Annotated in this window: 2 protein-coding genes; both read left to right on the top strand. The window is 65.0% G+C overall.

Annotated elements, in window-relative coordinates; genetic code table 11:
• Window positions 1-11016 (top strand): amino acid adenylation domain-containing protein (locus ACIPQ1_RS28560; RefSeq protein WP_446535137.1); only part of this gene is annotated, 11016 nt, incomplete at its 5' end.
• A 4-nt stretch (window positions 11017-11020) separates the two neighbouring features.
• A partial coding sequence (locus ACIPQ1_RS28555) for an amino acid adenylation domain-containing protein (protein WP_446535136.1) occupies window positions 11021-17259 on the top strand: 6239 nt, incomplete at its 3' end.

Raw genomic sequence — 17259 nt, 5'->3', positions numbered from 1 at the left:
GGGTTGTTCGACTTCGACCACAACGACGTATGGACGCTGTTCCACTCGTTTGCCTTTGACTTCTCGGTCTGGGAAATCTGGGGCGCGCTGAGCTATGGCGGCAAGCTGGTGATCGTCCCGAGCGACGTCGCCCGTTCGCCCGATGACTTCTATGCGCTGGTCTGCCAGCAGCACGTCACGATCCTGAACCAGACGCCGAGCGCCTTCCGCCAGTTCATTGAAGCCCGCGGGCGCAGCGACCAGGAACACGCCCTGCGCGAAGTGATCTTCGGCGGCGAGGCCCTGGACTTCCGCAGCCTGCGCCCCTGGACCGCACGCACGGCGCTGTCGCGCACCCGTCTGGTGAACATGTACGGCATCACCGAAATCACCGTGCACGCCACTTACTACCCGATCGGCCAGCTGGAAATCGACAGCGGCGCGCCCAGCCTGATCGGCCCGCCACTGCCCGACCTGTGCCTGCGCATTCTCGACGAGTACCAGCAACCGGTGCCGGTGGGCGTCAATGGCGAAATCTACATCGGCGGCGCGGGCGTGGCCCGGCATTACCTGAACCGCGAGGCGCTCAATGCCGAACGGTTCATCAGCGACCCCTACGCCTTTGAGCCCGGCGCAAGGTTGTACCGCACCGGCGACATCGCTCGCTACCGCGCCGATGGCGGCGTGGTCTACGTCGGGCGCAACGACTCGCAGATCAAGATCCGCGGCTTCCGCATCGAGCTGGGGGAAATCGAAGCCATCCTTGCCGCCGTTCCCGGTGTGCGCGACGTGGTGGTAGTGCCCCTGGAAAGCCAACCGGGCCAAGCGGACAGCAGGCGGTTGGTCGCCTACCTGTGCGGTGAGCCGGTACCCGTGGAGCAACTGCGCGCCGCGTTGCTGGAGTCCCTGCCCGAATACATGGTGCCAAGTGCCTATGTGCACCTTGAGAACCTGCCGCTGACACCTAACGGTAAGCTCGATCGCAACGCCCTGCCCGCGCCGGGCCAGGACGCCTTCGCCAGCCGCGCCTATGAGGCACCGCGTGGCGAGATCGAACAGATCGTCGCCAACGTCTGGCAAAACCTGCTGGGCATCGAACAGGTCAGTCGCCACGACCGTTTCTTCGAAATCGGCGGGCACTCGCTGATGGCCGTGAGTTTGATCGACCGTCTGCGCGAGCATGGCTTGAGCGCGTCGGTGCGTACTGTGTTCACGGCCCCCAGCCTGCGAGAAATGGCCGAGGTCTTGAGCCAGAGTAGCGAGGCACTGTTCCAGGCACCGGCCAACGGCATTCCACCGGGCTGCACAGCGCTGAGCCCTGACATGTTGCCGCTGGTGGAACTGACGCCGCAGCAACTTGAACAGATTGTCGCCGCCGTCCCTGGCGGCGCCGGGAACATCCAGGACATCTACCCACTGGCGCCGTTGCAACAAGGCATTCTGTTCCATCACCTGCTCGGGCATGAAGGCGATGCCTACCTGGTGCGTTCGCTGATCGAGTTCGATGACCGTCAACGCCTCGATGCTTTTCTTGCTGCCTTGCAGGCAGTGATCGATCGCCATGACATTCGGCGCACCGCCGTGCATTGGGTCGGCCAGCCGCAGGCGGTCCAGGTGGTACAGCGCCAGGCGTTGCTGCCTGTGCAGCACATCACACTGAACGCCGATGAGGACCCACGCGCCCAACTGGAACGCCTGAGCGATCCACGGCATCTGCGCCTGGACTTGCAACAGGCACCGCTGACGCGTGCCTGCGTCGCCCACGATCAGCAATCCGGACGCTGGCTGCTGGCGCTGCTGGACCACCACATGATCAGTGACCACGTATCCCAGGGGATCGTGCTCGAAGAAATCCAGCGCCTGTTGCAGAACCCGGGCGACAGCCTGCCGACACCGATACCTTATCGGGAGTTTGTCGCGCAAATCCTGGCGACGCCGCCTCAAACCCATGAAGACTATTTCAATCGCCGCCTGGCCAGTGTCGAGGAATCTACTGCGCCGTTCGACAGGCTGGATGTCCAAGGCGACGGGGCCCACGTGACGCAAGCCAGCGTGCGCCTCGACCCGGTCCTGAGCCAGCGGATCCGCGCGCAATCGCGCGCAGCCTCGGTGACGCCGGCCGTACTGTTCCATATCGCCTGGGCCCAGGTCCTCGGTCGCTGCACCGACCGTGATGACGTAGTGTTCGGCACCGTGCTCGCCGGTCGCCTGCAAGGCTCGCTGGGGGCCGAACGGGCCCTTGGGGTGTTCATCAATACCTTGCCGGTGCGGATACGATTGGCCGGGGTCGGCGTCCGTGCACTGGTGGACGAAACCTATGGCGACCTCAGCGAACTGCTGTCCCATGAACAGGCCTCCCTGACCTTGGCGCAACGTTGCAGCAACGTGCGCCCTGGCTTGCCGCTGTTCACCACACTGCTCAATTTCCGCCATCAAACCGAGGGCGGATCACTGGTCGACGAAGATCAGATCCTGGCCTGGGACGGCATCCGCTTCCTGAGCAACGAAGCCCGCACCAACTACCCGATCGAAGTGGCCGTGGCGGATGAAGGGGATGACTTCTCCGTGACCGCCCAAGCCATCACCGGCATCGACCCGCAACGCATCGCCGCCTATCTCGCCCAGGCCGTGACCGCCTTGGTCGAAGCCCTTGAACACGCCCCGGACCGCCTCGCCAGCCAGCTGGACGTGGTGCCCGCCAGCGAGCGGCAGTTACTCCTGGAAGACTTCAACCGCAGCGCCAGCGACTTCGGCATCGCGCAACCGATCCATCACCTGTTCGAAACCCAGGTCCAGGCCAACCCCGACGCCGTGGCCCTGGTTTGCGAACAGCAACAACTGACCTATCGCCAGCTCAATCGCCGCGCCAACCACCTGGCCCGCCAGTTGCTCGCCCTCGGCATCGAACCCGACCAGCGCGTGGCCGTCTGTGCCGAGCGCAGCCTGGACATGATCGTCGGCCTGCTCGGCGTGCTCAAGGCCGGCGCCGCCTACGTGCCCATCGACCCGGCCCATCCCGCCGAGCGCGTGGCCTTCATGCTGCAGGACAGCCAGCCTCGGGCGCTGTTGACCCAGTCGGCCTTGTCCTTGCCCTCCGGCGATCTGCCCCTGCTGTGGCTCGATATCCGTGAGTCGCTGCACGCGGCGGATGACGCTGGTTTTGACGTCAACCCGCAGATAGCGGGCCTGACAGCCGATCACCTGGCCTATGTGATCTACACCTCCGGCTCCACCGGCCAGTCCAAGGGCGTGATGGTCGAGCACCGTTCGGTGTTCAACTTCTGGCAGGTGCTGACCCGCACCACTCACCAGCATTGCCCGAGCCCGGCCACCGTGGCGCTGAACGCCGGGTTCTTCTTCGACATGTCGATCAAGGGCATCTCGCAACTGTTCTCTGGCCACCGGCTGGTGATCATCCCGCAACTGATCCGCGCCAGCGGCCACGAGTTGCTGGACTTCCTCGAACAGCATCAGGTGCACGCCTTCGATTCCACGCCATCGCAGCTCGACACCCTGCTCGCCGCCGGCCTGCTGGAACGCAGCAGCTACCAGCCGGTGAGCGTGCTGCTCGGTGGCGAGGCCATCAACGCCGCGACCTGGACGAAACTGCGCGACTGTCCGAGCATCCGTTTCTACAACATGTACGGCCCCACCGAATGCACGGTGGACGCCACCATCGACCTGATCCGCGACCTCGGCGAACGTCCGAGCATTGGCCGGCCGATTGCCAACGTCCAGGTGCACGTGCTCGATGCCCGCGGCGAACCGACGCCCCTGGGCGTGGCCGGTGAACTGCACATCGGCGGCGCCGGCGTGGCCCGGGGTTACCTGAACCGGCCAGCGCTGAGCGCCGAGCGCTTCGTGGCCGACCCATTCAGCAGCGAGCCGAACGCACGGTTGTACAAGACCGGCGACCTCGGTCGTTGGCTGGCCGACGGCACGCTGGAATACCTGGGGCGCAATGACTTCCAGGTGAAGATCCGTGGGTTCCGTATCGAATTGGGGGAAATCGAGAACGTCTTGCGCGGCTGTGCCGGTGTCACCGAGGCCGTGGTGATCGCCCGGGAGGACAATCGCTTGGTGGCGTACCTGTGCGGCGAGCCGGCCAACGCCGAGCAACTGCGCAGCACACTGCTCAAGCACTTGCCCGAATACATGGTGCCCAGCGCCTTCGTCCACCTCGATGCCCTGCCCCTGACCGCCAACGGCAAGCTCGACCGTCGCGCCCTGCCGGCCCCCGGCCAGGATTCGCTGGCCAGCAAAACCTACGAAGCGCCTCGGGGTGACACCGAAATCGCCATTGCCGAAATCTGGAAAGACTTGCTGCACCTGGATCAGGTCGGCCGCCATGACGGCTTCCTCGAACTCGGCGGCCACTCGCTGCTGACGGTGCAACTGCAAGCGCACTTGCACCAGGACCTCGGGGTCGAGATCAACCTGCGCACGCTGTTTGGCCTGGGTTCGCTGCAAGCCCTGGCCCAGTGCGTGGATCAGGCAACCCAGTCCCAGGTCCAGCCCATCGAGGTGGTGTCCCGCGATCATCAGCCGATGCCGCTGTCCCTGGCCCAGCGACGCTTGTGGTTCCTCGATCAGTTGGACCACGCCGCCAGCGTTGCCTATCACATGCCCGCCGCGTTGCACCTGCGCGGTCGGCTGGATCACAACGCCCTGCTACGCGCCCTCGACCGTATCGTGGCCCGCCATGAAAGCCTGCGGACCACCTTCGAACGCCATGACGGCGAAATCCGCCAGCGGTTCGCCGCTGCCGACATAGGCTTTGCCCTGCAGCAACACGACCTGCAAACCCTGGACGCCGACGCCCGGCAACAGGCTGTCGCGCAACTGACCCAGGCCGAAACCCGTGAGGCCTTCGATTTGAGCCAGGGCCCCTTGATTCGCGGGCGTCTGCTGCGCCTGGCCGAAGACGAGCACATCCTGCTGGTCACCCAGCACCACATCGTCTCCGATGGTTGGTCGGTAGCGGTGTTGATCAGTGAGTTCAACAGCCTCTACGCAGCCTTCACCCAAGGTTTCGACGATCCGCTGCCGCCCCTGGCCCTGCAGTACGCCGACTATGCGGCCTGGCAACAGCAATACCTGCAAGGCGAACGCTTGCAGGCTCAGACCCGCTTCTGGAAAGAACACCTCGGTGGCGCCCCCGCGCTGCTGGAACTGCCCACCGACCGCAGCCGGCCTCAGGTGCAAAGCTACCGCGGAACCACTGCGGCGCTGGTACTGCCGGCGCCACTGAGCGCCAGGCTGCGCAGCTTCAGCCAGCAACAGGGCCTGACCCCGTTCATGACGCTGCTGGGCGCCTGGTCGATCCTGCTTTCGCGCCTGAGCAATCAGCCCGAAGTCGTGATTGGCACGCCCGTGGCCAACCGTCCACGCAGTGAAACCGAAGCCCTGATCGGCTTCTTCGTGAATACCCTGGCCCTGCGCATTGACGTCCAGGCCCACAGCCGCGTCGACCAGTTGCTCGCGCGAATCAAGGCCATCACGCTCGACGCCTACAGCCATCAGGACCTGCCCTTCGAGCAAGTCGTCGAAGCCCTGCAACCGGAACGCAGCCTTGGCCACAGTCCGTTGTTCCAGGCCACGCTGGCGCTCGGCAACACCCCGCGCGACCAAGTCCTGGCACTGCCGGGGCTGAACCTGACACCGCTGCCCCAAGCCACCGGCACCACCCATTTCGATGTGAGCCTGTCACTCAACGACGATGGCGACACCATCAGCGGCCAGTTCCAGTACGCCACCGATTTGTTCGACGAAACCACGATCGTGCGCTGGGGCCGGCACTTCCTGCACCTGCTCGATGGCTTGCTCGATGACGTCAACCAACCGCTGGCGAACCTGGCGTTGCTGGACAGCCAGCAACGCCAACAACTGCTGGTGGAATTCAACCCCGCCAGTGATGCCCTGGACGAGAACCCAAGCCGTTTCCCCCACGCCGTATTCCAGGCACAGGCGATCCGCACCCCGGATGCCGTGGCGCTGGTCTGCGCGGGGCAAGTACTCAGCTACGCCGAACTCAATGCCCAGGCCAACCGTGTCGCCCACCGTCTGATCGCGCTGGGTGTGCAACCCGACGACACCGTCGGCCTCTTCTCGCGCCGCAGCCCGGAGATGGTGATCGGCCTGCTGGGCATCATGAAAGCCGGCGCGGCCTACGTGCCGCTCGACCCGCAATACCCGGCGGAACGCCTGGCCCACATGCTGGCCGATAGCGCGCCACGGGTACTGGTTCGCCAACAAGACCTCAATACACTGCAACTGCCGGAAGGCCTGGCGACACTCGAACTGGGTTGCCCATCCCTGCAGCAAGCCCCGGCCCACGACCCTCAGGTGCCGGACCTGACCTTCGGCCATCTGGCCTACGTGATCTACACCTCAGGTTCCACTGGCTTGCCCAAAGGTGTGATGGTCGAGCATCGCGGCCTGCGCAACCTGCTGGACTGGTTCATCGAAGACCTGGCGTTCGATGCCGGCGATGCGGTGCTGCTGGCCTCTTCCTACAACTTCGACCTGACCCAGAAAAACATCCTCGCGCCATTGATGGTCGGTGGTGAACTGCACTTGGCCGAGGAGCCCTTCAACCCGGGCGCCATCGTCGCGCAGATCGCCGAATGGGGCATCACCCACACCAACATGTCGCCAAGTGCCTTCCATACCCTGGTCATTGCCGATCGGCATCACGCCTTGTCCGGCTTGAAACGAGTGGTATTGGGAGGAGAGCCGATTCCGATCGCCCTGCTGGAAAAACTGCCTGAGCCTCGGCCAACGGTGGTGAACGGCTACGGACCGACCGAATGCAGCGGCGTCGTCGGCTGGCATCGGGTGAACACCGACCTGACGACGTACCGGGACCAATCGATCCCGATCGGCCGGCCGATTCGCAACATGCAAATGCATGTACTGGACAGCCACGGCCAACCGGTGCCGGTGGGCGTGCGCGGCGAGGTTCATGTCGGCGGTGTCGGTGTGGCCCGCGGCTACCTGAACCAAGCACAACTGAGCGCCGAACGCTTCATCGTCGACCCGTTCTCCAGCGCGGCCAACGCCCGCCTGTATAAGACCGGCGACATCGGTCGCTGGTTACCCAATGGCACGTTGGAGTACCTGGGACGCAACGACGATCAGGTGAAAATCCGCGGCCTGCGCGTCGAGCTGGGTGAAATCGAGGCGGCCCTCGCCGAACTCCCGGGTGTCCGGGAAGCCGTGGTCGTTGCCCGCGACCACCAGACGGACGAGACCCGCAGCCGCCGCCTGGTCGCCTATCTGTGTGGCGAACCGGCCGCGGCCGAGCAATTGCGTAGCGAACTTCTGAAGCGCCTGCCCGACTACATGGTGCCCAGCGCGTTCGTGGTCCTGGAGGCATTGCCGCTGACCCCCAATGGCAAGCTCGACCGCCGTGCCCTACCTGAACCCGGCCAGGAGGCTTACGCCAGCCGGGCCTACGAGGCGCCCCAAGGGCCCGTGGAACTGGCCATTGCGGACATCTGGCAACAATTGCTGGGGCTCGAACGTGTCGGCCGTCACGACGGTTTCTTCGAACTCGGCGGCCACTCGCTGCTGGCGGTCAGTTTGATCGAACGCCTGCGCGAGCGAGGCCTGAACGCCGACGTGCGCGCCGTCTTCAGTGCGCCCAGCCTGCGGGAACTGGCCCAGGCCGTGGCAAACGCCAAGGACCCGACCTTCCAGGCCCCGGCCAATCTCATCCCGAGCGCTTGTACCGCATTGACCCCGGACATGTTGCCACTGGTGGAGCTGAGCCCGGCCCAGCTCGAACGCATCGTCGCCGCCGTCCCCGGTGGCGCGGCGAATATCCAGGACATCTACCCCCTGGCGCCCCTGCAAGAAGGCATTCTCTTTCACCACTTGCTGGGACATGAAGGCGACGCCTACCTGATGCGTTCGATGCTCGACTTCGATAACCGCCAGGCCCTCGATACCTTTATTGCTGCCGTACAGACGGTGATCGATCGCCACGACATCCTTCGCACCGCCGTGCATTGGGACGGTTTGCCCCAGGCGGTACAAGTGGTACAGCGTCAAGCGCGGTTGGCGGTGCACAGCATTACCCTCGACGCCCACAAGGACGCGCTCAGCCAACTCGAAGCCCAGAGCGACCCACGGCAGCTGCGCCTGGATCTTCGGCAGGCCCCGCTGATGCGAGCCTGCATTGCCCAGGACCCGCACTCCGGGCGCTGGATGCTTGCGCTGCTCAACCATCACATGGCCAGCGATCATGTGACCCTGGAAATCGTCCTGGAGGAAATCCACGCCATTGTGCATGGACACGGCGACAGCCTGGCGACACCACAACCTTACCGTGACTTCATCGCCCAGACCCAGGCCGTCCCGGCGCAGACCCACGAAGCCTACTTCCGTCGCCGACTGGCTGATGTCGATGCACCTACCGCACCCTTCGATTTGCTGGAAGTGCAAGGCGATGGCAATCACATTGAAGAGGCCAGCGTGCGGTTGAGCGTCGAACTCAACCTGCGCATCCGTGCCCTGGCCCGGGAACGCGGCATCACCCCGGCGGTGTTGTGCCATGTGGCCTGGGGACAGGTGCTCGCCCGTTGCACCGGGCGCGATGACGTGGTGTTCGGCACGGTGGTTGCCGGTCGCCTGCAAGGCAATGCGGGAGCCGAACGCGCCCTTGGGGTATTCATCAACACCTTGCCGGTGCGGCTGCAACTGGCCGAAATCGGCGCCAACGAGCTGGTGCTTGCGACCCACCGCGACCTCAGTGAACTGCTGGCCCACGAACAGGCGCCCCTGGCCCTGGCCCAACGCTGCAGCGGTGTTCCCAACGCCTTGCCGCTGTTCACCAGCCTGCTCAACTACAGGCACCAGCGCAGTGACAACCCGTTGCAATGGCCAGGCATGCGAATCCTGAACAGCGCCGAGCGGACCAACTACCCGTTGACCCTGTCGGTCAATGACTACGGCGATGCCCTCGGCCTGACCGTGCAAAGCGTGCAGGCGGTTGACCCGCAACGCATCTGCGCCCTGATGCAACGGGCACTGGAGCAACTGGCCCAGGCCTTGATGTACACGCCACGGATTCCGCTCACGCAACTGGACGTGCTGCCTGCCCAGGAGCGCACCCTGTTGCTGGAAACCTTTAACCAGACCGAGGAGGACTACCCGACCCACCTGTGCATCCAGCAACTGTTCGAAGAACAGGTGCGCCGCACGCCGAACGCCTGTGCATCGCTCGACGGCCACCAATCCCTCAGTTATGCCGAACTCAACGCCCAAGCCAACGGCCTCGCCCACCAGTTGATCACGGCGGGCGTCCTGCCGGGGGATCTGGTGGCCATCTGCGTCGAACGCGGCGTGGCGATGATCAGTGGCCTGCTGGGGATTCTCAAGGCCGGTGGCGCCTACGTGCCACTGGACCCGACCTACCCTCCCGAGCGCCTGGCGTCGATCATCGAGGACGCCAGGCCCCGCCTGTTGCTGGCCGATCCGGTCGGTCGCGCGGCCGTGGGCACGCTGCAGGAAGGCACTCGCTACCTGTCCATCGAGCGGGTGCTGGCGACACCGTCGAACAGCCGCGATCCGCAACCCGATACCGTGGGCCTGACGCCAGAGCACCTGGCCTATGTGATCTACACCTCCGGCTCCACCGGCAAGCCCAAGGGCGTGATGATCGAGCACCGCAACCTGGTGACCTCGACGCTGGCCCGGGGCACCGTGTATGGGCCGGCGACCGGCAAGCGCTTCCTGCTCTTGTCGTCGATTGCCTTCGACAGCTCCGTGGCCGGGGTTTTCGGCACCCTGGTCAGTGGCGGTACCTTGTGCATCCCGGATGCCGAAACCGCCCGCGACCCCGAGGCTATCGCCCGCTTCATTGGCGAACAGGCCGTCACCTCGCTGCTGTGCGTACCGTCCCTGGGCCGCCTGGTGCTGGCAAGCCTTGCCAATGGCAACGGCCATGGCAACCTGCAGGAGATGATTGTCGCCGGCGAAGCGTGCCCGGCGCAATTGGTGCAGGAATGCATCGGGCTGGAACCGGCGATCGCCTTGTACAACGAATACGGCCCCACCGAAGCCACCGTCTGGAGCACGGTGCATCGCTGCACCGCCGAGGACCTGGGCACGGTGCCGATCGGCCGGGCGATTCCCAACAGCCGCCTGTATGTGCTCGATGCACAGCGCCAGCCGGTACCGCTCGGCGTGCCGGGTGAACTCTACGTCGGCGGCGCCGGGGTTGCCCGCGGCTACCTGGACCGGGCGGCACTGAACGCCGAACACTTCCTCAGTGACCCGTTCGCCCCGGGCGACGAGCCACGGATGTACCGCACCGGCGACCTGGTGCGCCTGCGTGCCGATGGGGTGCTCGAATTCCTCGGGCGCAACGACCAGCAGGTCAAGATCCGCGGTTTCCGTATCGAGCCCGGTGAAATCGAGGCACTGATGCTGACCCTGCCGGGGGTGCGCGAGGCAGCGGTCATCGCTCGCGAAGACACACCGGGGGCCACGCGCCTGGTGGCTTACCTGAGCGTTGAACCGCACCTGGCCGGCCGCAATGCCAGCAGCACGCTACGGCCCTACCTGACCTCGCAGTTGCCCGACTACATGGTCCCGGCGGCGTTCGTGGTGGTCGGTCAGTTGCCCTTGACCCCTAACGGCAAGCTAGACCGCAACGCCCTGCCGGCGCCTGCCGGCGAGGACTTCGCGTACCGCCAGTACGAAGCGCCCAACGGTGAGACCGAAGCGCTGCTGGCGGCTATCTGGACCGACCTGCTGGGCCTGGAACGGATCGGTCGTCACGACAATTTCTTCGAGCTCGGTGGTCACTCGCTGCTGGCCGTGCAAGTCACGCTCCGGGCGCGGGAAACCTTCGGCGTCGAAGTGCCGCTCAGGGGACTGTTCGAACACCCGTCACTGCTCGCCCTGGCCGACCTGATCAACACCCTGCAACTGGCGCAATACGAGTCCGATGAGTTGCTGGACCTGCAACAAGAAATAGCTTCGCTGTCTGAAAGCGAACTGCTCGCTATCGTCTCCAAGGATGCTTAATAAATTGAACGAACATAACGATAGTCTCGACCAGTTGAAACGTGCCGCACTGCTGCGACTGCTCAAGCAACGCGGCGCGACACGGGTCATCGAAACCGTTGCCGACGACATGGCCCGCGTCGATCGCGACGCTCCGCTGGCGCTGTCGTTCGCCCAGCAGCGACTTTGGTTCCTCGACCAGTTGGACCCGACCGCCAGCGTTGCCTATCACATACCTGCCTCGTTGTTGCTGCATGGCACCCTTGACCAGGCCGCTCTCCAGGCAGCCCTGGACCGCCTGGTGGCACGGCATGAAAGCTTGCGCACCACCTTCCGCCGCGAAGGCGAACACCCGGTGCAAGTCATCGCCCCGGCGGATTGCGGCTTCCGTCTGGTGGAGCACGACCTGCGAAACCTGCCCCGGGACCAGGCCGAACAGCAGGCGGCACGCCTGACCGAGGACGAAGCCGCGCAGCCGTTCGACCTGCTGCTGGGCCCGCTGATTCGCGGCAACCTGTTACGCCTGGCCGATGATGAGCACATTCTGCTGATCACCCAGCATCACATCATCTCTGACGGTTGGTCCATCGGCATACTCGTCAAGGAATTCGCCACGTTGTATCAGGCGTTCAGCGCCGGGCAGCCCGACCCGCTGCCGCCGCTGACCCTGCAATATGCCGACTATGCAGCCTGGCAACGCCAGCACCTCAATGGCGAACGCCTGGACCAGCAAGTGGAGTTCTGGCGCAGCCACCTGGCCGGCGCCCCCGCCCTGCTCTCGTTCCCCACTGATCGGCCACGGCCGGCGGTGCAGAGCTACCGCGGCGAAACCCTGAAGTTCGAGTTGCCCGCGCCGCTGTCCAGCGCCATCGTCCAGTTCGCCCAGTCCCACGCCGCCACCCCGTTCATGACGTTGATGGCCGCTTGGGCGGTATTGCTGGCGCGGATCAGCGGCCAGCAGGACCTGGTGATCGGCACCGTCGCCGCCAACCGTGATCGCTTGGATGTGCAGTCGCTGATCGGCTTTTTCGTCAATACCTTGGCCCTGCGCATCCGCCTGGACGCCAATCCGAGCCTCGAGGAGGTGCTGCAGCAAGTCAAGCACCTGATGCTGGAGTCATCGACCCGACAGGACACGCCGTTCGAACAAGTCGTCGAAGCCCTCAAGCCACCGCGTAGCGCCAGCTTCAGCCCGGTGTTCCAGACCATTCTCTATACCAATGCCGGGGACGGCGGCGGCCAGTTGCAACTGCCGGGCCTGGACTTGGAGTTCCTGCCTTCGCGCAAGGGCAGTGCCCAGCACGATCTGTCCCTGCACATCGACGAAGGCGGCCCATGCCTGTCCTGCAGCCTGTCGTATTCCACCGCGCTGTTCGACGCCACCACCATCGAACGCCTCGCGGCGCGCTTCGAGCGCCTGCTGCGCTGTTTCACCGAAGCGGCGCATACGCGCATCGGCGCGCTGGAACTGGACCCGCCCCTGGCATTGCCCGAGGTCAGCGCATTGACGCCTGCGCCGGGGCCGCTCTCGCTGTCTTACCATCAGGAACGACTCTGGTTCGTCGACACCTTCGAAACCGGCTACCTGTACGAAGCCAACCCGGTCTACCACAACATTGCGTTGCTGCTGGAACTGACAGGCGAGATCAATCAACCCGCCCTGCAAACCGCCCTCGACGGCTTGCTGGCCCGCCACGACATCCTGCGCTGCCGGGTGTCGAACGACGGTAGCAGGGCCTGGCAGCAATTCGATGGCCCGGCCACCCTGGCGCTCGAACGGATCCAGGGCAACCCCCACGACCTGGCGGACCAAGCCCTGGCCGCGACCCGTCGCCCGTTGAACATGGACGGCGGCAGCCTGGTGCGTGCCAGCCTGGTCCAAGCCAGCGATCGGCACGCGATCCTGGCCATCGCCGTGCACCATCTGCTGGCCGACCGCAGCGCCATGCAACTGCTCAAGCGCGATCTGCTGGCCCTTTATGAAGCTGCCTGCGCCGAACGCAGCGCCGATTTGCCTGCGTTGTCGTTGGGCTATGGCGACTTTGCCGCCTGGCAACGCAACCTGCCGGCCACCGTGTTGGAAAACTTGCGGGCCTACTGGGCCTATCAACTGCGCGGCAAGCTGCAAGCCCTGGAACTGCCACTGAATCGACCCCGGGCGGCGGTGCATGTGTTTGCCGAAGCCACCCACAGTTTCACCCTCGAACCGGCGCTGGTACGACGCCTTGAAGCCCTGGCCCGGGAAGTCGGCGTGAGCAGCGACAGCCTGGCCCTGAGCGCATTCACCGCCTTGTTGCGCCGCTACGCCGGCCACGATGAACTGGTGATCGGCACCACGGCCGCCTGCCGTGAACCGGCCCTGCGGGATGTCGTCGGGCCGCTGGACAATCTGCTGGTCATGCGCGGCCAGTGCGACAGCAACACGACCTTGCAACAGCTCTGGGAACAGACCGCCAACAACCTGACCCAGGGCCTGCGGCACCGGCACATGCAGTTTGACCAACTGGTGCTGGCCCTAAATCCGGCCAAGGACATGAGCCGCACGGCGCTGTTCGATGTGCTCTTCAATTTCCAGCGCACCAGCGACCAGAACACGCTGGTGGCGGGCCTGGCGGTCAATACCCTGGAAACCAACCTGGGTTACGGCAAGAACGACCTACACCTGCTGATCACGGCCGATGAGTCACATTGGGCCGGGCATCTGGTGTACAACGCGGAGTTCTTCGACGCGGCGTTCATCCAGCAACTGATGCGCCATTACGTGCGCCTGTTGGAAGCCTTCGTCGAGGATTCGCAGCAGCGTGTCGACGACGTCCCGCTGCTGGATGCCGCCGAACGCCAGCGACAGGTCCTGGATTTCAACGACAGCGAAGCAGCCTGGCCCGACACCCTGACCTTGCATCAGATTTTCGAGGAACAGGCGCGCCAATACCCGGAACGCATCGCCGTCAATCTGGGCCAGGAGCGGCTGAGCTATCGACAGCTCAACGAACAGGCCAACCGCCTCGCCCGTCGCCTGCGGGCGGCCGGCGTGCAGCCCCAGGAGCTGGTGGCCATCGCCCTGGAGCGCTCGGTGCAGATGATCGTCGCCACCCTGGCGGTGCTCAAGGCCGGTGGTGCCTACGTGCCTATCGACCCGAGTTCGCCCCAGGAGCGCATTGCCTATGTGCTGCGCGACAGCGGCGCAGGCAAGGCCATCGCCCACCAGGACATGTGCCCGGCGTTGCAGGCCCTTGGCATTGAAGTCTTCGATACGGCCACGGACAGCGGCGTTAGCGCCGCCAACCTGCCCAACCTCAGCGCGGCGGACCACCTCTGCTACGTGATCTATACCTCGGGTTCCACCGGAGAACCCAAGGGTGCCCTGCTCGAACACCGCAACGTCGTGCGCCTGCTGCACAACAATCGGCTGGACTTCCAGTTCAGCGCCGACGATGTCTGGTCGTTGTTCCACTCCAATGCCTTCGATTTCTCGGTCTGGGAAATCTTCGGTGCCCTGCTCTACGGCGCGCGCCTGAGCCTGGTGCCCGAGGCCCTGCGCCGCGATCCGGTGGAACTGCTGGGTTTCCTTGAACGCGAGCAGGTGACGGTCCTGAACCAGACGCCATCGGCGTTCCTGCAACTCAGCGCCGCCGCCCTCTCGACGCCACAGGTGCGCCTGGAACGCTTGCGCTACGTGATCTTCGGTGGCGAGAGCCTGGAACTGGGCAAGCTCGACGCCTTCCACCGTGCCTTCGGGCATGTGGCGCTGGTGAACATGTACGGCATCACCGAAACCTGCGTGCACGTGACCTACAAGGCCATTGGCGCGGCGGACATCGCTGCCGGCATCTCGAATGTCGGGCAGCCGATCCCGACCACCGTGGCCTACGTGCTCGATGCCCGTCAACGGCTGCTGCCGGTGGGTGTGGCCGGTGAAATCTGCGTCGGCGGGCTGGGGGTCGGTCGTGGTTACCTGAACCGTCCGGCCTTGAGCGCCGAGCGTTTCATTGCCGACCCGTTCCGGCCTGGCGAGCGGCTGTATCGCTCCGGGGACCTGGGCAAGCTGCTGGACAGCGGCGAAATCGTTCACCTGGGCCGGATCGACGCCCAGGTGAAGATTCGCGGTTTCCGCATCGAACTGGGGGAGATCGAAGCCAAGCTGCTGGCCTGTGACGATGTGCGTGAAGCGCGGGTATTGGCCCGCGAGGACGCGAGCCAGGGCAAGCGCCTGATCGCCTACCTGATCCCTCGGGCGGGCGCGGTGCTGCAAGTGGCGGCATTGCGCAAGCAGTTGGGGGCGACCCTGCCCGACTACATGATCCCGAGTGCCTTTGTCAGCCTGCACGCCTACCCGCTCACCGCCAACGGCAAGCTGGACCAGGACGCGCTGCCGGCGCCGGACCTGGATGCCATGTCCGAGCGCGGTTATGCCGCGCCCGAAGGTGCCACCGAAATGGCCCTGGCGCAGATTTTCCAGGAGCTGCTGGGCCTGGAACGCGTGGGCCGCAGTGACAGTTTCTTTGAGTTGGGCGGGCACTCGCTGCTGGCCGCGCAACTGGTTTCCCGGGTGCGACAGCAGTTGGGCGGGGAACTGATGCTGCGCGAACTGTTCAGCCATCCCACCGTGGAGGAACTGGCCCGGGTCGTCGGCGACGTGCAAGCCGTCAGCACCGAGACCATTGGCGTCGCCGACCGCAACGCGCCGCTGGCGCTGTCCTTTTCCCAGCAACGCCTGTGGTTCCTCGACCAACTCGATGCCAGCGCCAGTACCGCTTACCACATGCCCGCGTCCTTGCTGCTGCGCGGCAATCTTGACCGTGACGTGCTCAAGGCAGTCCTCGACCGTTTGGTGGCACGTCACGAAAGCCTGCGTACGACCTTCGAACGGCATGGCGAACAACCGGTGCAAGTCATTGCCCCCGCGGACTGCGGCTTTGCGTTGGCCGAGCAGGATTTGCGTAGCCTGCCTTACGAGCAGGCCAGTCTCAGCGCATCACGCATCGGCAACAGCGAGGCCGCGGCACCGTTCGATCTACGCCAGGGACCGTTGATTCGCGGGCGCCTGCTGCGCCTGGCCGAAGACGAACACATGCTGCTCATCACCCAGCACCACATCATCTCCGACGGTTGGTCGGTGGGGGTCTTGGTCAAGGAGTTCGCTGCGCTTTACCAGGCTTTCAGTCAACACCAGGACGATCCGCTGCCGGCGCTGTCGATTCAATATGCCGACTACGCCGCCTGGCAGCGCCAGATCCTCCACGACGAGCGCCTGGGCCAGCAGGCCGACTTCTGGCGTGAGCACCTTGGCGGGGCGCCATCGCTGCTGTCCTTGCCCTACGATCGCCCGCGTCCCGCGGTACAAAGCTACCGGGGTGGCGACGTCAAGGTGAATATCGCCCCGGCGCTGCGTGAACGCCTGGAACACTTTTGCCAGGCCCACAACGTCACCCTGTTCATGGCGTTACTCGGGGCCTGGTCGGTCCTCATGGCACGCCTGGGTAACGAATCGGACGTAGTGATCGGCGTACCGACGGCCAACCGTGGCCGCACCGAAACCGAAAACCTGATCGGCTTCTTCGTCAACACCCTGGCCTTGCGGGTAGACCTTGGGCAAAACCCGAACGTGGCGCAACTGCTGGAGCAGATCAAGCAAACCACCCTGGCGGCCCACGAGCATCAGGACATTCCTTTCGAACAAGTCATCGAAGCCTTGCAGCCACCGCGCTCCCTGAGCCACAACCCGCTGTGCCAGGTCGCTCTATCGCTGAACAATACCCCTGGCGGCGTTGAGCTGAGCCTGCCCGGCCTGACCCTGGTCCCGGTGGCCCAGGCGCATGAAACCTCGCAGTTCGACCTGATGCTGACCCTGGGCAATGACGGTGGCGCGCTGGCCGGCGTCATCGAATACGCCAGCGACCTGTTCGACCATGGCACCGTGGAACGCTTTGCCCAACACTTCCAGACTTTGCTGGAAGCCATGGTCGAGGATGCCACTCAACCGGTGCTCGCCTTGCCGCTGCTCAGCCCGGCACAGCGCCAGGCCTCCCCGGCAGCCCTGCCGCCCACCGCCACCTTCGCCACGCAACTGCTGATCCATCAGCGCTTCGAACAGGTCGCCGCCGCGCAGCCCCAAGCCACCGCCCTGGTCCTGGGCGAACGCGAACTGAGTTACCGGGCACTCAATCGCCGCGCCAACCGCATCGCCCGTGAACTGCTCGCCCAAGGCGTGCGTCCCGATGACCGCGTGGCGATCCTGGCCCGGCGCGGAGTGGAAATGGTCTG

The sequence above is a fragment of the Pseudomonas sp. LARHCG127 genome (genome assembly GCF_052871455.1).
The sequence above is the reverse complement of the archived record's forward strand: the minus strand, read 5'-3'. Positions and strand labels throughout refer to the sequence as shown.